Source organism: Micromonospora sp. WMMD987 (assembly GCF_029581435.1).
Classification (GTDB): domain Bacteria; phylum Actinomycetota; class Actinomycetes; order Mycobacteriales; family Micromonosporaceae; genus Micromonospora; species Micromonospora rifamycinica.
The window spans coordinates 2,502,570-2,522,141 of record NZ_CP120861.1; the positions used below are offsets into that span (position 1 = coordinate 2,502,570).

Below are 19,572 nucleotides of genomic sequence, written 5' to 3' on the forward strand. Positions count from 1 at the left end.
GCGGGGGCGGGGCGGGGGGTCAGGCGAGGGTCGCCAGGGCGGCCCGGACCCGCTCCACCACCGTCTTGAGCCCCGGGCCGGTCAGGTCGGGGTAGGTGGGCAGGTTGATGCCGCGCCTGCTCAGGTCGACGGTCACCGGGCAGTGCGCGGTCGGGTCGCGGTGCGCGGGCAGCTCGGGGATCGGCACGAAGAAGGGCCGGGTCTCCACCCCGAGCCGGTCGAGCGTGCGGGCCACCGTGTCCCGGGAGGTGGCGTCCCCCTGCGGTCCGACCAGGAAGGCGGCCATCCACGGCGCGCGGCGGACACCGGGGACCACCGGCTGCGCCGACAGCGCCGGCTCGTCGGCCAGCTGCGTCTCGTAGCCGGCGACCACCGCGTCCCGCCGGGCGATGATCTCGTCGGCCCGGTCGAGCTGGGCGCAGAGCAGCGCGGCGGCCAGGTTGGTCATCCGGTAGTTGAAGCCCAGCACCGGGAAGTAGTACCGCCGGTGCGGGTCCATGCCCTGGTTACGCAACAACCGCATCCGTTCGGCCAGTGTCGCGTCGGAGGTGGTCACACAGCCGCCCTCGCCCGAGGTGATCACCTTGTTGCCGAAGAACGAGAAGGTGGTGGCGTCGGCCAGCGCCCCGGTCGGACGTCCGTCGACGGTGGCGCCGAAGGACTCCGCCGCGTCGGCGACCAGGAGCAGGCCGTGCCGCTGGCACAGCGCGCGCAGGGCGGGATAGTCGGCGGGGTGGCCGTACAGGTCGACGGCGACGACCGCCCGGGTCCGCGGACCGATCGCGGCCCGGACCGCGGCGGGGTCGACACACCAGCTCCGCGGGAGCACGTCCACGCAGACGGCCCGCGCCCCGCAGTACGCGACGGCGTTCGCGGTCGCCACGTAGGTCAGCGCCGGCACGATGACCTCGTCGCCCGGACCGATCCCGGCGGCGGCGAGGACCAGGTGCAGGGCGACGGTGCCGTTGGCGGTCGCCACCGTCGTGTCGGCGCCGCACCGGCGGGCGAAACGGTCCTCGAAGTCGGTCAGGTAGCGGCCCTGGGAGGAGATCCAGCCGCTGCGCAGGGCGTCCACCACGTACCGCTCCTCCAGGGCGGACAGGCTCGGCCGGGCCACCGGATACCGGTCGTCGACGGTGCTCATGCCGCTCCCTCCCCGGCGAGTTCGGCGGCGAACGCGGATCTCGGCATCGGTCCCGGTCTCCCCTGCGCCACCCAGCGCAGCACGTCGAGGTAGTCGCCGCCGGTCGCCGTCCAGGTGCGGGCGGCCAGCCGGTTGTCGGCGTGCCGGGCGGCGGCGGCGTAGCGCGGCCGGTCGGCCAGCAGCCGCTGGACCGCCTCGGCCAGGGACGCCGGCTCGGTGGCCCGGAAGACGGTCGCCTCGGCTCCGGTGAACTCCAGTTGGGCCAGCAGCGGCTCGGCGTCCGCGCAGGCGACCGGCAGCCCCCAGCTGAACGCCTCCAGCATCGCCCCGCTCGCCGCCTCCCACAGCGACGGGATCACCACCGCGTCGGCGCGGGCGTAGAGGGCGTTCAGCTCGTCGAGGGTGACGAAGCCGGGAAAGGACACCCGGCCCCGCAGGTCGGGCCGCGCGGCGCGGGCGAGCAGGCGGCTGGCGTCCGGCTCGACCAGCGGCCCGGGACAGACCAGCCGGCACTGCGGGAGCAGCGCCATCGCCTCCAGCAGGGTCGCGTGGTTCTTGTGGGACGCGGTGGAGGACGGGTACACCAGCAGGCCCGGTTCGGGTCGGGCGGCGGCGCGGTCGGGCGCGGGCTGGAAGGTCGGGGTCGGGACGAGCGCGGTCCGGTGCGCCGCCTCGGGAAACAGCCGCAGGGCCTCCCGGTACGGGTGGGGCCAGGTGACCACGAGGGCGGACGCGCAGGCCACGTTCTCCCGGACCACGGCGGCGAAGCCGGGGGAGTGGAAGGCGGCCCGCAGGTGCCGCAGGTCGTGCAGGACGACGACGGACGGTCCGGGGCCGATCGGGGCGCCGTGGAACGGGTAGAGCGTGACGTCCGCCCCCCGCTGCCGGGGGACCGCCCGCTGCCGGACCGCGTTGACCGCCCGGCGGACGGCGAGGGAGTTGCGGACCCGGGCCGGGGTCCAGCGGCGCAGCACCCGCCCCGACGCGGTGTCCGAGCGGAGCGGTTGGGCGACCTCGGTCCAGTCCAGCCCGGTGGCGGGCAGCTGGTCGCGCCACCGGGGCAGGGTGCCGCGCAGGACGTTCACCCGCAGCTCGCAGGAGGTGTCGGCGGCCATGCCGGACAGCAGTCCGTAGGTGAACGCCTCGACCCCGGCGGCGTGCCCGGGACGGATCGCGGTGGCGTCGACGGTGACCCTCACCGGTCCACCCGCACCAGGCGTCCCATCCGTTCGTCCTCGAGGAGTTGCCGGTCGGCGTCCACCATCACCCGCACCAGGTCGCCGAAGAGGGTCTTCGGCGCCCACCCCAACCGCCGCCGGGCCTTCGTGTAGTCGCCGATCAGCGCGTCGACCTCGGCCGGTCGGAAGTAGACCGGATCGACCTCCACGTACCGTTGCCAGTCGAGGCCGACCCGGTCGAAGGCGGCCTCGACGAACTCGCGGACCGAGTGCCCCTCGCCGGTGGCCACCACGTAGTCGTCCGGGGTGTCCTGCTGGAGCGCCAGCCACATCGCCTCGACGTACTCCGGGGCGTAGCCCCAGTCCCGCACCGCGTCGAGGTTGCCCAGGTACAGCTTGTCCTGGATGCCGGCCTCGATCCTGGCCACCGCGCGGGTGATCTTGCGGGTCACGAAGTTCTCGCCCCGCCGTGGGCTCTCGTGGTTGAACAGGATGCCGTTGACGCAGAACATGTCCCACGACTCGCGGTAGTTGACCGCCGTCCAGAAGGCGTAGACCTTCGCGCAGGCGTACGGGCTGCGGGGGTGGAACGGCGTCTCCTCACGCTGCGGGGGCGGGGTGGAGCCGAACATCTCCGAGGACGACGCCTGGTAGAAGCGGCAGTCGACGTCGGCCGCCCGGGCCGCTTCCAGCATCCGGAGGGCACCCAGCCCGGTGACGTCCGCGGTGTAGCCCGGGACGTCGAAGGAGACGCGTACGTGGCTCTGCGCGCCGAGGTTGTAGATCTCGTCCGGCCGGATGTCGCGGATCAACGAGGTCAGCGAGGCCGGGTCGGACAGGTCGCTGTAGTGCAGGAAGAGCCGCGCCTCCCCGTGTCGGGGATGAACGTCGACCCGGTCGATGCGTTCGGTGTTGAACGAGGAGGACCTTCGCTTTATCCCGTGCACCGTGTATCCCTTGTCGAGCAGGAACTCGGACAGATAGCTACCGTCCTGACCGGTGGTGCCGGAAATGAGTGCCACTCGCGACATGGGGTTCCTCTCGTGCCGGATCGGATTGTTCGCGCGACTTCCTTATACCGGCTAACGGGCTGCTCACCACGAGTGTTGCGGTTATGCCCGGCACCTTCACGTAAATTGCCGGGCGCAGTTACCGGAATGGTTCTCGCTCGTTGGGCCACCCAGTTCCGTGTCTTCAGCGAGGAGCGAGGATGGCCGGCGACACCAGCTCCGCGACGGACGTCGACGAACGGTCGACCGGTGCCGGCGGAAGGAGTTTCCGGGTCCTCGTCACGGCCGGCTACTTCAGCCCCGGCTGGCGGGCCGGCGGTCCGGTCCGGTCCATCGCCGACGCGCTCGACACGGCCAGCGGCGAGGTCTCCACCATCCTGCTCACCCGCGACCGGGATCTCGGTTCCCGGACGGCCTACCCGGGGCTGTCCGGCACCTGGGTGCGACACGGCCGGACGGACGTCTTCTATCTCGGGGTACGGCGGCCGGCGCAGTGGTGGACGCTCTGGCGTGCGCTGCGCCGGACACGGTACGACCTGCTCTACGTGAACAGCGTCTGGTCGGTCTTCTCGATCCTGCCCATCGCCGCCGCCCGGCTCGGCCTGCTGCGGGCGGACCGCATCCTGGTGGCCCCCCGGGGGGAGTTCGGCGCCGCCGCCCTCGACCTGCACCGGTTCCGTAAGCGGGTGTTCCTGGCCGGCTGGCGGTGGATGCTGCGGGGGCCGCGGGTACTGTGGCACGCCACCGGCCCACACGAGGCCGCCGACATCCGGCGGATCCTGCCCCGGGCACGGATGGCCGTCGTCGCACCCGCCGCCGGCCCCGAGCCCCGCCCCGCCCCCGCCCCGCTGCCGGCCACCGACGAGGTACGCCTGGTCTTCCTCAGCCGGATATCGCCGATGAAGAACCTCGACCTGGTGCTCGCCGCGCTCGCCCACGTCCGGCTCCCGGTGCGGTTGGACATCTACGGGCCGGTGGAGGACGCCAGGTACTGGCAACGGTGTGAGGAGCTGTGGTCGGCCCTGCCGGATCCCTCCGTCGTGCGCTACCGCGGCGAACTCCGCCCCGAGCAGGTCGGCGACACCTTCGCCCGGTACGACGCGTCGGTCCTGCCGACCCGGGGGGAGAACTTCGGCAACGCGATCGCGGAGAGCATGGCGGCGTGCTGCCCGGTCGTCTGTTCCGACCGGACCCCCTGGACGACCGTGCTGCGCGGCGGTGGCGGGCAGGTGCTCACCGAGCTGACCCCGGTGGCGTTGGGCGCGTTGCTCTCCCGGATCGCCGCCGCCACACCCGAGCAACGGCAGGCGGCCCGGCAGGCGGCCGGGGAGGCGTACCGCCGGTGGCGGCTCAGCCGGCCCCGGGTCAGCGTCCTCGACCAGGCCCGGCAGGCGATCGGTGTCGCGGCGTGCCGGGTGCCCCCGCAGGGGCGGCCCCCGCAGGCACCGGCCGAGGCGTCCGTCCGGCGCTGCCCACCGGACCCCGAGCAACCATGAGGAGGCATCCGTGACCCGGGTGATGACCGTCGTCGGGACCAGACCGGAGATCATCCGGCTGGCCCGGGTGATCGACACGCTGGACCGGACCGTGGAGCACACACTGGTGCACACGGGGCAGAACTGGGATCCCGCCCTGTCCGACATCTTCTTCAGCGAGTTGGGCGTACGGCCCCCGGACCGTTTCCTGCGGGCCGACACCCGCTCGCTCGGCAACCTGCTCGGCGCGGTCCTGGTCGGCACCGAGAAGCTCATCGGTGAACTGCGGCCGGACGCGCTGCTGGTGCTCGGCGACACCAACAGCGCCATCGCGGCGCTGATGGCCCGGCGGATGAAGGTGCCCGTCTACCACATGGAGGCGGGCAACCGCTGTTTCGACCTGAACGTCCCGGAGGAGACCAACCGCCGACTGGTCGACCACGTCGCCGACTTCAACCTGGTCTACTCCGAGCACGCCCGGCGCAACCTGCTCGCCGAGGGGCTGCACCCCCGCCGGATCCTGCACACCGGCTCACCCATGCGGGAGGTGCTCGACCACTACCGGCCGCAGATCGACCGGTCCACCGTCCTGGCGCAACTCGCCCTCGAACCGGACGGCTACTTCGTCGTCAGCGCCCACCGGGAGGAGAACGTCGACCACCCGGAGCGGCTCCGCCGGCTGCTCGACTGTCTGTGCGCCGTACGCGACGAGTGGCGGCTGCCGCTGCTGGTCTCCACCCACCCGCGTACCCGCAAGCGCCTGGAGTCGCTCGCCGTCGACGGCACGCTGCTGGACGGGATCACCTTCCACGAGCCGTTCGGCTTCTTCGACTACGTGACCCTGCAACGACACGCCCGGTGCACGCTGTCCGACAGTGGCACGGTCAGTGAGGAGGCGGCGATCCTCGGGTTCCCGGCGGTGACCCTGCGCGAGTCCATCGAGCGCCCCGAGGCGATGGACTCCGGCGCGATCGTGATGACCGGCCTGGATCCGACCGGGGTGGTGGAGGGCGTCCGGGTGGTGGTGGCCCAGGTCGCGGCCGCGCCGGCCGGCTGCCCGGCCGACTACCAGGTGCCGGACACCTCACGCCGGGTGGTCGACTTCATCCTCTCGACCGTGCGTCGGCACCACGACTGGGCCGGTATCCGCCGCTGACCGCTGCACCGGCCGGGCGGGCACGCCGGTGACCACCGTGCCCGCCGGCACGTCCCGGGTCACGCACGCGCCCGCGCCCACCACGGCGTCCCGGCCGACCCGCAGTCCCGGCAGGACGGCGGCGGTGGTGCCGACCAGCACGCCGTCGTCCAGCCGGCAGTAGCCGGAGACCGCGGCGAGCGGGTTGACCGAGACGTGGTCACCGAGAACGGTGTCGTGCCCCACCGTGCAGTTCTGGTTGAGGTGCACCTGCCGGCCCAGCACCACGTTCGTCGTCACCCGGGCGCCACCGGCCGCGAACAGACCCTCCTGGAAGACACAGTCCGGGCCGATCTCCGCCGCCGGGTGCACCACCGTGGCGGCGGGCAGGCCGTACCGGGCGAGGACCTGGTCGGTCTCGCGGCGCAGCCGGGGATGCCCGACGCCCAGCGCCACCCGGGTGGTCGCCGGCTGGCCGGCGAGCCAGCGGGTCGGGCCGAGGAAGGGCACGCCGAGCCGGCGCACCTGCGCCACGTGCGACTCGGTGGGGTAGTCGTCGACGAAGCCGAGGACGCGCCACCGGGGGCCGTCGGTCGGTTGGCCGTTCAACAACCGAATTACCCCGAAAATCTCCCGGCCCATTCCGCCCGCACCTACGATCACTACGTCGGTGGTCACCCGTCGCCCCCTCGGCCGCGGAGAACGCCGGTCGCGTTCCGCCGTCCGCCCCCGCCCGACACCGGTGGTGTCGGCCCCGCGCGGGTGCCGGCAGGGGTCGAGGCCACGGCCCGCGGACGCGTCCGTCCCGCCGGCCCCGGCATCCGGTACCGGCGACGCCCGGTGGATGCCCGCATCGCTGTCCATGCGTTCCAGACGTTCCTGTGGGGTGCCGGTCTCCGGACGGCACGGTGAAGGTGGGCCGGTAGTGCACAAGCTGACAAGGACACCCTCCCTGGACGATGCCCCGGCGTCGCGCCGGTCCGCCGGTGCGGTGCGCACCTACCGGGTGATCGCGACCGCGGGGGTGTTCGAGCCGGGCTTCCGCGGTGGCGGCCCGATCCGTTCCCTGCGGTACATCCTGGACACCCTTCCGGGGGACCTCGACGTCACCCTGATCACCCGGGACCGGGATCTCGGCTCGCCTGCACCGTACCCCGGCCTGTCCGGACGGCTGCTGCGACGCGACGGGCGTTCCGCCGTCTTCTACCTGGACCCGTGGTCGCCGCGGCACTGGGTCCGGATGGTCCGGCACGTCCGTGCCCGGCCGGTCGACCTGCTCTACGTCAACAGCATCTGGTCGCTGTTCTCGGTGCTGTCGATCCTGGCGGTGGCGCTGCGCCTGGTGCGCGTCGGGGCCGTCCTGGTCGCCCCGCGCGGTGAGCTGTCACCCGGCGCCCTCGCCATCAGGACGGCCAAGAAGCGGTTCTTCCTCGCGTTGTGGGCGCCGGTGCTGCGGCGGCTGCGGGTGCGCTGGCAGGCGTGCAGCTGGTTGGAGGAGCGGCAGATCCGGGCGAACCTGCCGTGGGCGCAGGTGATGGTGAACGGCAACGAGAGCCCGATCCCGGCGCACCCGGCCCCACCGGTCGTGCCGCACGACGGGCCGTTGCGGTTGGTCTTCGTCGGCCGGATCTCGCCGATGAAGAACCTGGCCACCGCCCTGGAGGCGGTGGCCGGCACCACCCGTCCGGTGGAGTTCGACATCTTCGGCCCGGCGGAGGACGCGCGGTACTGGTCGCGTTGCCAACGGCTCGTCGCGGCGATGCCGGACCACGTCCGGGTCCGCTACCTCGGCGAACTCGCGGCGGCGGACGTCATGCCGACGTTCAGCCGCTACGACGCGTTCCTCTTCCCCACCCTCGGCGAGAACTTCGGTCACGTGATCCTGGAGAGCCTGGCGGCCGGCTGCCCGGTCGTCTGCTCGGACGACACGCCGTTCAGCGAGCTGATCCGCGACACCGGCGGGACGGTTGTCCGGCCGGCGACCGCCGCCCAGCTCAGCCGGGTGCTCGACACGCTGGCCGACCGGACGCCCGGGGAGCGGGCCGCGGCGAAGGTGACCGCCGGGCAGCGGTACCGGCACTGGCGGCAGGGGCACCGGGAACCCCACGTGCTGGCGCACGCCCGCGAGTTCTGCCGCTGAACCCACCGTCGGGCGGGCACCCCGTCACCGGGGCCGGACCCGGCTCGTTCTCCCCACGTGAGCGGACCGCCCTGCGCGGTCCGTCAGGCCGTAGCCGTACCTGCGATCGAGGACAGTCCGTGCCCAGTCGTGTTCGTGCGATCACCCGGCGCGTGCGGGACCATCTCGCCGCGTCGCGTGACCCGGCGGCGTTCGTCCGGTCCCTGGGGGTCAACCTGACCGGCCGGGTCAGGTTCTACGGGGTCAACCGGGCGATGTTCGGCTCGGAACCGTGGCTGATCACCATCGGCGACAACGTCTACGTCACCTCCGGGGTGCAGTTCGTCACCCACGACGGTGGCACGCTGATCCTGCGGAAGGACCATCCGGACCTCGACTGGACCGCGCCGATCGTGATCGGCGACGACGTCTACATCGGCATGCGCGCGATGATCCTGGCGGGCGTCACCATCGGCAACCGCTGCGTCATCGGGGCGGGCTCGATCGTCACCCGGGACATCCCGGACAACACCGTGGCGGCCGGCGTCCCGGCGCGGCCGTTGCGCAGCACCGACGAGTACCTCGAACGCCTCCAGGCCAAGTCGCTGGGCATCGGGCACCTGCCCGTGCCGGCCAAGCACGAGGCGATCAAGCGGATCTACGGCGTGCCCACCGGCTGAGGTCCCGCGACGGTGCGGCCGTCGGGCGGGTCGAGGTCCCGCGACGGTGCGGCCGTCGGGTCAGGCCCGCCGGTACGCCACCTGCGGCGGGGGGAACTGGTGGACACCGCCGACCGTGATCGCGCCCAGCGCACCGGTCGTGCCGGTCACCTCGTAGCCGAACCGGTCCCCGGCCATCGCCGCCGCCGTGGCACCCAGGTTCAGTACGGTGGCGGCACCGACGCCACCGGTGCGCACCGTGGGCGGGGTGACCTCGCTGACCTGCCACACGTGCCCGTACCAGTGCCAGCCGGCGGGCAGCGTCACCGCCGTGTCCAGCACGGACTCCCGCACCCCGACGGAGGTCACGGCGACGCTGCCGAAGTCGGCGATCGGGCCGAGGACGGCAGGGCGTCCGGTGGCCGGATCGTGGGCGTACACGCCGTGCCGCAGCACCCCGGTGCCGGTCCGGGTGACCTCCACGCAGGCCCGGTCGACCGGGGTCGGCTCGGCCAGGAAGAACGGGTGCAGCAGCAGCCGCTGGTAGGTGCCGGCGCAGCTGCTCTCCGCCGTCGGGCCGGACCGGGCGAGGAAGTACCCTCCCCGGGTCCGGGTGACCCCCGGCAGCGGTTGCGGCGGGGCGGCGTCGGGGTCCGCGCGCCACATCCCGTACCCGGGGGAGACCGGCACGGTGTACGGCACCCCGGCGACGGTGACCCGGTCGGGCACGGTGAGGTTGGTCGGACCCACCGGGACCAGCAGCCGGTGGAACAGCTGCGGGGCGGCCATCTGGGCCTGGGCGACCGCGCCGACCCGTTCGATCAGCACGAAGTCCTGGCCGCCGTCGGAGACCACGAGCTCGGTGGCGGTCGAGGGGGGTGTCAGGTAGCGGCGGTAGGCGGTGCCGGTCACCGACTCGCCGGCGGCCAGGGTGCGCCCCCAGACCAGTTGCGGATAGTTCTTCTTGAGGCTGGCGCTGATGAACCAGCCCTTGGCCGTGGTGTGGCGGGCCCGGATCTCGGGTGTGCCGTCCGCGACCGGCAGCAGCCCGACGGCGATGCCCCACTGCTGGACGCCCCCGCCGTTGACCACCCACTGGGTCATGCTGCTGGCGGGCATCAGCCGGTTGGTGAGGGTCGCCGGGGTGAAGTCGGTGAGGGCGGCGAGGCTGTCGATGTTCGCCCAGGCGGACCAGTTCAGGCCGCCGGCCGCGCCGACGTTCGGCATGGACTGCCGGCGGGTGCCGCCCGGCACCGGGGTCAACGGCGCGCACTGGGTCACCCCCGCGTTCAGGGTGAACCGGGTCAGGGCGGTCACCTGCTGGGTGACGAGCAGGCCGCCGCCGGGCGACCAGCGGTAGACGTTCGAGATCCGGCACAGCGACGGGATCCTCGGCATGATGGTGGCGATCGGGGTGCCGACGTTCGCCCGGGCCGTGTCGATCATCCCCTGGTAGGAGGGGATGACGTAGGACTCCCGGATCACCAGTTCCAGGCCCGTCGACCGGCCGTCGGGCACCGGTCGGCCGTCGAGTTCCACGGCGACCGTGTGGGAGTGGGTGACCGGGCGGATCTGCACGTCCGGGATGAGGCCGGTGATCGGCACGGTGGTCCGGTTGGTCGCCCCCGAGACGTGGGTGAGCGGCGCGGCCGGCTTGACCCGGGCGCCCTGGGCGATGCCGTCCACGATCGTGTACGGGTTGCCGAAGAGCAGGCTGCTGGCGCTGGTGACGGCGAGCAGGGTGAACACGCGTGTCCCGTCGCTCCACTGCGAACCCACGTCGGCGGTGGTCTTGCCATGGTTGGCCACGACAATCTGGTTGCCGACGTTGTAGCCGTGGTTGCCGCCGACGTACGACCAACCGGTGTTGATCGGGCAGTTGTCATCGGAGGTGTCGTGGATCCTGGTGCCGACGGCGGACATGACCGGCCACACCTGGGCGTCGGTCGCGGTGGCGGGCACCAGGCTCACCTGCGGCAGGCCGGAGTGCCACAGGCCGACCATGCTCTCGGCGTAGGCCAGGTTGACGGGCACGACCACGTCCCGGGTGGCGTCGATCCGCGACCTGACGGACATCAGGGCGTTGGACCGGTAGACGATCAGCTCCGCCATCCTGCACACCTCCACCGGGAAATCGCAACGGCCCTGTCACTCTGCGCGTTTGCCCAGGTCGTGGTGGTGGTCGGTCGGTTCCCGGACAGCAGCACCGGCCGTTCGGTGGAGCACGGTGAGACCGGTCCGGGCCGAAAGTCGCGCCCGGTGTCCTGAATGGGATGAATTTCCGGTTGCTGCCGTAACGTGCTGCGAGCCTGCTCGATGAACACGTGATGTGCGTCGTCGGGGGGTAGTTCATGCGCATTCTGATCACGGGTGGGGCCGGTTTCATCGGCGCCAACCTGGCCCGTGCCGCCCTGGCCGAGCCGGCCGTCAAGGAGGTCGGCATCCTGGACGACTTCTCGGTGGGGCTGCGCGGCAACCTCGACGGGCTGGACGTCGACCTCGTCGAGGGGTCGATCCTGGACCCGGCCACCCTGGACGCCGCGATGACGGGCCGGGAGGCGGTCGTCCACCTGGCCGCGCTGCCCAGCGTCCCCCGGTCGTTGCGCGACCCGCTCGCCTCCCACCACGCCAACGCCACCGGCACCCTGATGGTGCTGGAGGCGGCCCGTCGCCACGCCGTCGCGCACGTGCTGGTCGCCTCCTCCTCGTCGGTGTACGGGATGAACCCGGCGCTGCCCAAGGTGGAGCTGACCTGGACCCGTCCGATGAGCCCCTACGCGGCCAGCAAGCTCGCCACCGAGGCGTACGCGCTGGCCCACCAGGCGTCGTTCGGGTTGCCGACACTGGCCCTGCGGTTCTTCAACGTCTTCGGCCCCGGGCAACGGCACGACCACGCGTACGCGGCCGTCATCCCCCGGTTCACGCACGCCGCCCTGCGCGGCGAACCGGTCGTGGTGCACGGCGACGGCACCCAGTCCCGCGACTTCACCTACGTCGGCACGGTCTGCGAGGTCATCCTCGACGCGCTCCGCCGCCGGGTGCACCACCCGCATCCGGTCAACCTCGCCTTCGGCGCGCGGGCCAGCCTGCTCCAGGTCCTCGACGAACTGGAGGGCCTGCTCGGCCGGCCGATCGCCCGGGAGCACGTGGCGCCGCGCACCGGCGACGTGCCGCACTCGCTGGCCGACGACACCACCCTGCGGCGGCTCTTCCCCGACGTCACGCCGGTCGCCCGGGAGCAGGGCCTCAGGGCGACGAGCGAGTGGATGGCCGGGCGGCTGGGCGCAGCCGCCACACCGCGGTGACCCGGGCCGCCAGTCGGGCGGCACCGGAGCCGGCCGCCGTCGCCACCGGGTCGCCGACCGCCGTACCGGCCGCCGTCGCCCCGGTGCCGGCCCCGCCGTCCGGGCGGGACCGGGACCGCGCGGTCACCGTGGGGGTGGCCACCGCCCTGGTGGCGAAGGGGATCGGGCTGGCCGCGCCGCTGGCCGTCACCCCCGCCTGCTTCCGCTACCTCGGTGACCAGCGGTACGGCCTGTGGATGGCGGTCACCGCGCTCACCGGGATGGCCTGGTTCGCCGACCTCGGGCTGGGCAACGGGCTGCTGACCCGGCTCGGCCACCTGACCGACGACCCCCGCCAGCAGGCCCGCGAGATATCCAGCGCCTTCGCCACCCTCGGCGTGGTCGCCGTGCTGCTGCTGGCCGCGCTGGTGGTGGTCACCCCCGTGGTGCCCTGGGTGGAGCTGTTCGACGTGCGCGACCCGACCGTCGCCGCGCAGACCCCCGCCCTGGTCCTGCTCTGCTTCGGCGCGTTCGCGGTCAACATCCCCCTGTCGCTGATCCAACGCGTCCAGTACGCCCGGGGCCAGATGGTGCAGAGCAACGCCTGGCAGTCCGCCGGTGCGCTGGCCGCCATGGCGCTGGTGCTGGTCGCCATCGCCACCGGCCGGGGACCGCTGACCGTCATCGCCGCGGCGGTGCTGGCCGTGCCGGTGACCAACCTGCTCAACACGGTGACCTACTTCTGGTCCTGCGCCCCCGGCCACCGGCCGGCACCGGGTCTGGTGCACCGGGGCACCGTCACCGGTCTGCTCCGGCTGGGCCTGCGCTTCTTCGCGCTCACCACGATGTCGTCGATCGCGCTGAACGTGGACAACCCGCTGGTCGCGAACGTCCTGGGGCTGGCGGTGGCGGCGCACTACGCGGTGGTGGGGAAGCTGTTCGGCGTCCTGTGGATCTTCGTCGGGCTGGTCGGGATGACGATCTGGCCGGTCAACGGCGCGGCCCTCGCCCGGGGGGAGGTGGCCTGGGTCCGCCGCAACACCCGCCGCATGGTCGCGCTCTACGGGGTGATCGTGGGGACGGCGGGGTTGGTGCTGGTCGGCTACGGGCACCGGCTGATCGAACTCTGGATCGGCACCGTCGACCGGTCGACCATCCGGCTCCCCGTCCTCGTCGGGCTGGCGGGCTGGTCCCTGCTGGTCGCGGTCACCTCCCCGCTGATCATGGTGCAGAACAGCATCGGCCTGCTCCGGCCGCAGTTCGTCGGCTGGGCGTCGTTCCTGGTCCTGGCGACCGCGCTCAAACTCTGGGGCCTGCGCCAGTTCGGCCTGGCCGGGCTGCCCGCGGCGGCCTGCGTGGCGTACCTGCTCACGATGGTGCCGGCGGCGCTGGTGGGATACCGCGGCACCCTCGCCCGGTGCGGGCCGTCGTGACCGGCCGGCACCGGGTGCTGCGGGTGGTCGGCGCGCTGAACTTCGGCGGCACCGAGATGCGCACGGCCGAGCTGCTGCCCCGGCTGGCCGTCGCCGGCACCGAGCTGCACCTGGTGACCCTCAGCGACGTGATCGGGCCGGGACCGCTGGCCGACGTGGTCACCCGACACGGCGGCACGGTCACCGCGCTGCCCCTCGACCCGCGCTTCCCCACCCGGTTCCTGCGCCTGCTCGGGCAGCTCCGCCCGGACGTGCTGCACGTCGACTGCGCCAACTTCTCCGGCGTGCTGCTCGCACTGGGCGCGCTGCGCGGCGTGCCCGGCCGGGTCGCGCACTTCCGCGGCGACGACAACCGGCACCGCACCCTGCGGCGACGGGCCTACCGGTGGATCTCGGGGCGGCTGCTGCGGCGCTTCGCCACCGACATCCTGGGCGTCTCGCCCAGCTCGCTGACGTTCGGCTACCACCCGGGCTGGCGCGACGACCCCCGCTGCCGGGTGGTGCTCAACGGGCTCGACCTCGACCGGCTGCGCCGACCCAGCCCCGACGACCTGCGGGCACTGATCGGCGCGGCACCGGCGGACCTGCTCTGCGTGACCGTCGGCCGGGCCTCGCCGGAGAAACGCCGCTGGCTGCTGCCCCCGATCCTGGCCGCGCTGCGGGACCGGGGCGTGCCGGCGCACGCCGTGCTCGTCGGACCGGGCGACCCGGCGGACGACGACCGCGTCCGGACCGCGGCGGCCGAAGCCGGGGTCGCCGACCGGGTGCACCTGCTGGGTCCGCGGGAGGACGTGGGCGGGCTGCTGCGCCAGGCCGACGTCGTCGTCCACCCGTCCTGCCTGGAGGGGCTGCCCGGGGGAGTGCTGGAGCCCGTCGCGTTGGGCGTCGGCACGGTGGCCGCCGACCTGCCGGGGGTGCGCTTCATCGGCGAGCGGCTGCCCGGGGTGACCATCGTGGACGTCGACGCCCCACCGCAGCGGTGGGCGCGGGCGGTGCAGGAGGCGGCGGCGTACACCACGGCGACCGCCGCCGCCGTGGCCGCGGAGCGGTTCACCCGCAGCGCCTTCGCCATCGACACGGCCGCCGCCGTCCACCTGGAGATCTACCGGCGGTGGGCGTCGACGCGCCCGGGGCAGGCCCGGGAGTCACGAACGAGCAGCCGATCACCGGTCGGCTCGGGACGGTGAGCGAGATGACCGATCAGAGCGTGGTCGTCGACCGGCGACCGCAGCCGGACGACACGTCGACCGGGCGGGCCGTCCGGCCCCGTCCACTGCTCGTCGGCGCCTACGCCTTCCCGCACGGCGACGCCACCTCCAACCGCCTGCTGCAACTCGCCCGGTCCGCCGCGCCCGAGGGCACCCGCACACTGGTGGTCAACGACTGGCCCTGCGAGGTCGCCTTCCCGGTCCGGCCGCCCGACGCGGCCGGCGTCGACCTGGTCACCCTGCGGATCCGTGGCCTGCACCGGCTCACCCGGATGCCGGCCCGGCTGGCCCGCCCGGTCCGGGTGCTGCGGGCGGTGCGCAGACGCGGGGTACGCCGTGGTGACGTGAGCGTGGTGCTGCTGCCGATGGCGCTGATGACCCTCGGCAACTGGGCGGTGCTCCGGCTGGCGCTGCGCTGCCCGGTGGTGGTGGACGCCAGCGAACGCCACGACCGGCGGCAGTTCCGGCGCGGGTGGCTCACCCCGTACTACGTCCGGCACCGCTGGTCGACGTTCCTGGCCACCCGGCTCGTGCCCCGGGCCACCGCGGTCTCCACCACGCTGGCCGGTTACCTCGCCGGGCACGGGCTGGAGGTGCTGGTGGTGCCGCCGCAGGTGGACTGCGACGACTTCCCGGTCGGCCGCCCGCCCGCGCTCTCCACCGGGCTGCGCCTGCTGTACGCCGGCACCCCCGGTCGCAAGGACATGCTGGACGTGATCGTGCGGGGGATCAGCCGGCTCACACCGGAGCAGCAGCGCCGGGTCAGCCTGACCATCGCCGGCGTCACCCGTGCGGACGCCGCCGCCCGCTCGGACCTGGACGTCGCCCTGCTCGACGAGGTGTCGGCCGACGTGCGGTTCCTCGGCCGGGTCTCCCGCGACACCGTGTTGACGCTGCTCACGGAGTCGCACTTCTCGATGCTGGTCCGCCCCACCGGGGGATACGCGGCCAACGGCTTTCCGTCCAAGGTGCCGGAGAGCCTGGCCGCCGGTTGTCCGGTGCTGCTCAACCACACCAGCGACCTGGCCAGCTACGTGCACGACGGGGTCGAGGGGCTGGTGCTCGACGGCAACACGCCGGAGGACGTGCGGCAGGCGGTGGTCCGCGCGCTGCGGTTGCGCGACGAGCAGTGGACGGCGATGAGCCAGGCCGCCCGGTCGCGTGCCCGCGAGTCGTTCGACCACCGGGCCTGGCGCGACCGGGTGAGCGCCTTCGTGGCGGCCGGCGACCGGCGCTGACCCAGCGTCGGTCCCCGGGAGCTTCTCCGCCGGGGCCTCAGCGCAGCGCGGGGACCGGCCGACCCAGGGAGTCGTCCACCGGGTGGAGAATCCGGGGCGGCGTCGCCGACGGCCCGGACGCCTCGGCGTCGGCCGTGCCGACGCGGTCACCGGGCATGTGCAGCAGCACACCGGCGACCACGAACCAGAACACGTACGGGTAGGTCTGCCCGGTGCCGAAGATGGCCGACTCGGTGACCTGGATCAGCAGGCCGGTGACGACGAGCCAGACCAGGCCCGAGTCGGCCCGACGCACCGGTGCCCGCAGGGCGACCCGCCCGACGGCCAGCAGCAGCAACGCCAGCGGCGCCACGGCGGCGAGCCCCAGCTCCAACAGCAGTTGCAGATAGCTGTTGTGCACCACGCTCACCCCCGTCCCCAGCGACTCGTCGAGACTGGCGAGCGCGAACAGGTGGTTGCGGGAGGCGTACCCGAAGCCCAGGGTGGGGCGGTTCTGCCACCACAGGTCGACCGTCGCCTGCCACATCTCCGTGCGGCCGTTGGACAGGTCCCCGCCGGTGGGATCGGTGAAGCGCAGCACGAACCGCCGCATCCAGGTGCCCGCGAAGATGACCGGCAACAGGTTGAACAGGTAGGCCACCAGGAGGCCGACGGCCAGCCCCGCGCCCAGCCGGACCATCCGGCCCAGCCCGTGTCGCAGCACGACCCAGAGGGCGCCGACGAGCACGGCGATCAGCCCGGTACGGGACTGGGAGAGCAGCAGGCAGGCGGCGGTCGGCACCACGCCGAGCAGTTCCCACGACCGTCGGGACTGCCGGTAGACCGCCCAGCCCAGTGGGGTGGCCAGGGCGCAGACGATACTCAGCATGTTCGGGTTGTTGTAGATGCCCTCGAACCGGTCGGTCTGCGACAGCGCGGCGAAGAGCGTGCCGTCGGCGAACCCGAAGCCGAGGCTGACCAGGGCGGAACCGCTGAGGACCAGGTAGACCATCCGCAGGTCGGCCAGCATGACCGTCCGGTCCGGCCAGCGGTGCCGGACCAGCGCGTGCACCAGGGCGGCCAGCAGGAGCAGCGCCACCCCCCGTTGCAGGGTCTCCACCGGCACCACCGACCAGGTGAAGCTCACCGTGGCCAGACCCGCCATCGCCCAGAGCGCGGCGACCAGGATCCGGATCCACGGGTCCGCCCGGTCCGCTGCCCGGCGCGGCATCCGTAGCGCCCAGACGACCAGGGCGGCGACCGCCGCGTACCGGGGATAGAAGCTCGCCTCCACCAGGGTCGGCAGCCGGGACGAGGCGCAGACCAGCAGCACCATGGTCAGGCCCAGCAACCACCGCCAGCCGTCCATCTGCTGGGCGACCGCGACCAGCGCGAGCAGCAGCAGCGCCACCGCGCCGACCGCGACCAGGGGGTCGTTGACACTGGCGACGGTGATCGCCACCGCGCCGACGACCGCCCCGATGACCAGGCACAGTTGACCCACTCGGTTCCCCACGTGACGTCCTTTGACTCCGGCAGGCCGGCGGTGCCGGCGTGGTCGTGTGTTCGGTCAGAGCGGTACGCCGGCCAGGCCCGGCCGGGCCAGGTCGCCCGCCCAGCGGTCCCGGGCGGCGTGCATCGCCGCGATCATGTCCGGCCAGCCCGGCGGACGGTAGCCGGTGGCCCGGGCGAGGGCGTCCGCGCACATCGAGCGGTCGCAGACGAACCCGTCGTCCGGCACCAGCTCACCGCGCCACCCGTACACCTCGGCGACCAGCCGTAGCAGGTCGTACTTCGCGATCGGCGCGGCGGCGACGTGGTACAGCCCGGTCAGCTCCGGCCGGGGCAGGACCACCGCGCGCAGCAGCCGGGCGAACTCCACGGTCGTCACCCCGCTGTAGACGGCCCGGGTGAAGCCGCGGACCTGGCCCCGTTGGGCGAGGAACCAGTCCACCAGGGAACGGTGCGTGGTCAGCTCGTGCCCGATGATCGACGTGCGCAGGGTGAGCGCCGGGGCACCGGTCGCCTCGCCGAGGAGTTTGGACCGGCCGTAGAGGTCGGGCGGATCGGGCAGGTCCGCCTCGCGGTAGCCGCCCCGCCGGCCGGAGAACACGCAGTCGGTGCTGACGTGCACGAGCCGGCCGCCGACCTGAGCGCAGGCGTCGGCGAGCTGGTGGGGGAAGAGGGCGTTGAGGGTGACCGTCTGCACCGCGTCCTGCACGTCCGGCCGCTGCTTGATCACGCCGACGCAGTTGACGACGACGTCCGGTCGTAGCTCCCCGACAAGCTGCCGGACGTGACCGAACCGGGTCACGTCGACGTCCGGGACGATGCGGGCGAGCAGGTGCGGTGGAAACCGGTCGGCCCGGTCGGCGAGGTCACGGGCGAGACCGTGGACGTCGAGATCCGGATCGTCGGCCAGTTCCCGCAGGACGGCGTAGCCGAGCATGCCGGTGACGCCGACGACGAGGACCCGTCGGGTCGGGGGCCGGTGGTCGCCGGGCGGATCCGCCGGGTGGTCGCTGCGCCGCCGGGGAACCCGGTCGGGGCGGACGGCGTCGGTGCCCGGACTCACCTGGTCACCACGGCCGCCGTGGCGGCCTCGACCTGCGCGCGTACCTCGGGCAGCGTCAACAGCAGCGCCTCGATCTCGGGTACGGACAGCCGGCGGGCGTTGTGCGAGTGGAAGTCGGCGAGGCCGCCGTGCTCGACGTCCCCCTCCTCGAAGTAGAGGGAGTAGTTGAGGTCCCGGCTGTCCACCGGCACCCGGAGGAACTCACCGAGATCCTCGGCGAACGCGAGTTCCTCGCGGCTGGCCAGGGTCTCGTAGAGCTTCTCCCCGTGCCGGATGCCGAGCACGTTGAACTTCGCCGGCACCCCGAACAGGTTGCACAGCGCGGTGGCCAGGTCGCCGATGGTGCAGGCGTCGGCCTTGCGGATGAAGACGTCCCCCGGCTGGCCGTGGGTGAAGGCGTGCTCCACCAGCTCGACCGATTCGGGCAGCGACATCAGGAAACGCGTCATCGACGGATCGGTGACCGTCGGCAGCCCGCCCCGCAGGATCTGGTCGATGAACAACGGAATCACCGATCCGCGCGAGTACATGACATTGCCGTAGCGCACGCAGCAGACCCGGGTCCGGGCCGCCGCGTTGTTGCGGCAGTGCGCCTGGGCCACCTTTTCCATCAACGCCTTGGTCATGCCCATGGCGTTGACCGGATAGACGGCCTTGTCGGTGCTCAGCAGGACCAGCGTCTCCACGCCCACCCGTTCGCAGGCGTCCACCACGTTCGCGCTGCCGAGCACGTTGGTGCGGACCGCCTCGAGCGGGAAGAACTCGCAGGAGGGCACCTGCTTCAGGGCCGCCGCGTGGAAGACGAACTCCATTCCCCGGGCGGCCTTGAGCACGCTGTCGTAGTCGCGCACGTCACCGACGTAGTAGCGGACCCGGTCGTTGCCGAGGCGGTGCCGCATCGCGTCCTGCTTCGACTCGTCCCGGCTGAGGACCCGGACCTCGGCGGCCCCGGCGGCGAGCAGCCGGGCCACCATCGTCTGGCCGAACGACCCGGTGCCCCCGGTGATCAGGAAACGCCTGTCCGCAAGCGAGGAATTCATATCGCCCCCTGCCTTTTTCCCGGTGGACCATCCTCGGGAATAGCGATCTCGTCAAAGGTGACCATACTGTTGCAATAACGAGACCGGGCGCGCTT

16 protein-coding genes are annotated in these 19,572 nt (G+C 72.9%); 8 read left to right on the plus strand and 8 right to left on the minus strand.

Annotation, left to right across the window (positions count from 1 at the left end; all coding sequences use genetic code 11):
- Positions 1-19: 19 nt before the first annotated feature.
- Genes O7612_RS10760 through gmd form a run of 3 tightly spaced genes read right to left on the minus strand, consistent with a single transcriptional unit; the run spans position 20 to position 3,353 of the window.
- Complete coding sequence (locus O7612_RS10760; RefSeq protein ID WP_282272711.1) at positions 20-1,144, minus strand: DegT/DnrJ/EryC1/StrS family aminotransferase; 1,125 nt, start codon at positions 1,142-1,144, stop codon at positions 20-22.
- Complete coding sequence (locus O7612_RS10765; protein ID WP_282272713.1) at positions 1,141-2,343, minus strand: glycosyltransferase; 1,203 nt, start codon at positions 2,341-2,343, stop codon at positions 1,141-1,143. Before O7612_RS10765 ends, O7612_RS10760 begins: the two co-directional genes overlap by 4 nt.
- Positions 2,340-3,353, minus strand: coding sequence for a GDP-mannose 4,6-dehydratase (gene gmd / locus O7612_RS10770; protein WP_282272715.1), 1,014 nt, complete (start codon positions 3,351-3,353; stop codon positions 2,340-2,342). Before gmd ends, O7612_RS10765 begins: the two co-directional genes overlap by 4 nt.
- A gap of 179 nt (positions 3,354-3,532) precedes the next feature.
- On the opposite strand from gmd, the gene O7612_RS10775 reads away from it, so the two are divergent.
- On the plus strand, positions 3,533-4,828 hold the full coding sequence (locus O7612_RS10775; protein ID WP_282272717.1) for a glycosyltransferase family 4 protein: 1,296 nt from the start codon (positions 3,533-3,535) through the stop codon (positions 4,826-4,828).
- Positions 4,829-4,838: 10 nt separating this feature from the next.
- Positions 4,839-5,963, plus strand: coding sequence for a UDP-N-acetylglucosamine 2-epimerase (non-hydrolyzing) (gene wecB / locus O7612_RS10780; RefSeq protein WP_282272719.1), 1,125 nt, complete (start codon positions 4,839-4,841; stop codon positions 5,961-5,963).
- Here wecB and O7612_RS10785 read toward each other — a convergent pair.
- Positions 5,892-6,620 carry an acetyltransferase gene (locus O7612_RS10785; protein WP_282272721.1) on the minus strand — a complete coding sequence of 243 codons (729 nt, stop codon included), beginning with the start codon at positions 6,618-6,620 and terminating at the stop codon, positions 5,892-5,894. The two genes, wecB and O7612_RS10785, sit on opposite strands and share 72 nt — an antisense overlap.
- A 247-nt stretch (positions 6,621-6,867) precedes the next feature.
- Between O7612_RS10785 and O7612_RS10790 the strand changes: the two genes are divergently transcribed.
- A complete protein-coding gene (locus O7612_RS10790; RefSeq protein WP_282272723.1) occupies positions 6,868-8,082 on the plus strand; it encodes a glycosyltransferase family 4 protein in 1,215 nt (404 codons plus the stop codon).
- Positions 8,083-8,201: 119 nt separating this feature from the next.
- The gene (locus tag O7612_RS10795) at positions 8,202-8,741 is read left to right on the plus strand and encodes an acyltransferase (RefSeq protein WP_282272725.1); all 540 of its coding nucleotides are present in this window, start codon (positions 8,202-8,204) and stop codon (positions 8,739-8,741) included.
- Positions 8,742-8,801: 60 nt separating this feature from the next.
- Here O7612_RS10795 and O7612_RS10800 read toward each other — a convergent pair whose 3' ends face one another.
- Positions 8,802-10,832 (minus strand): hypothetical protein, encoded by a 2,031-nt coding sequence (locus tag O7612_RS10800; RefSeq protein WP_282272727.1) that lies wholly within the window; start codon positions 10,830-10,832, stop codon positions 8,802-8,804.
- 239 nt (positions 10,833-11,071) lie between these two features.
- Between O7612_RS10800 and O7612_RS10805 the strand changes: the two genes are divergently transcribed.
- Genes O7612_RS10805 through O7612_RS10820 form a run of 4 tightly spaced genes read left to right on the plus strand, consistent with a single transcriptional unit; the run spans position 11,072 to position 15,883 of the window.
- Positions 11,072-12,025 carry an NAD-dependent epimerase/dehydratase family protein gene (locus O7612_RS10805; RefSeq protein ID WP_282272729.1) on the plus strand — a complete coding sequence of 318 codons (954 nt, stop codon included), beginning with the start codon at positions 11,072-11,074 and terminating at the stop codon, positions 12,023-12,025.
- Positions 12,022-13,437, plus strand: coding sequence for a lipopolysaccharide biosynthesis protein (locus O7612_RS10810; protein WP_282272731.1), 1,416 nt, complete (start codon positions 12,022-12,024; stop codon positions 13,435-13,437). Before O7612_RS10805 ends, O7612_RS10810 begins: the two co-directional genes overlap by 4 nt.
- Entirely contained in the window at positions 13,422-14,624 is a 1,203-nt protein-coding gene (locus tag O7612_RS10815; protein WP_282272733.1) for a glycosyltransferase, read from the plus strand. The genes O7612_RS10810 and O7612_RS10815 overlap by 16 nt, the downstream gene beginning before the upstream one ends.
- A gap of 5 nt (positions 14,625-14,629) precedes the next feature.
- A complete protein-coding gene (locus tag O7612_RS10820) occupies positions 14,630-15,883 on the plus strand; it encodes a glycosyltransferase (protein ID WP_282272735.1) in 1,254 nt (417 codons plus the stop codon).
- 37 nt (positions 15,884-15,920) lie between these two features.
- Here O7612_RS10820 and O7612_RS10825 read toward each other — a convergent pair whose 3' ends face one another.
- The 3 genes from O7612_RS10825 to O7612_RS10835 are packed head-to-tail and all read right to left on the minus strand — an operon-like array spanning position 15,921 to position 19,477.
- Positions 15,921-17,378: an O-antigen ligase family protein gene (locus O7612_RS10825; protein ID WP_282272737.1), complete on the minus strand. Its 1,458-nt coding sequence runs from the start codon at positions 17,376-17,378 to the stop codon at positions 15,921-15,923.
- A 54-nt stretch (positions 17,379-17,432) separates the two neighbouring features.
- On the minus strand, positions 17,433-18,437 hold the full coding sequence (locus O7612_RS10830) for an SDR family oxidoreductase (RefSeq protein ID WP_282272739.1): 1,005 nt from the start codon (positions 18,435-18,437) through the stop codon (positions 17,433-17,435).
- Positions 18,434-19,477: a polysaccharide biosynthesis protein gene (locus tag O7612_RS10835; RefSeq protein WP_282272741.1), complete on the minus strand. Its 1,044-nt coding sequence runs from the start codon at positions 19,475-19,477 to the stop codon at positions 18,434-18,436. The genes O7612_RS10830 and O7612_RS10835 overlap by 4 nt, the downstream gene beginning before the upstream one ends.
- Between the last annotated feature and the right edge of the window lie 95 nt (positions 19,478-19,572).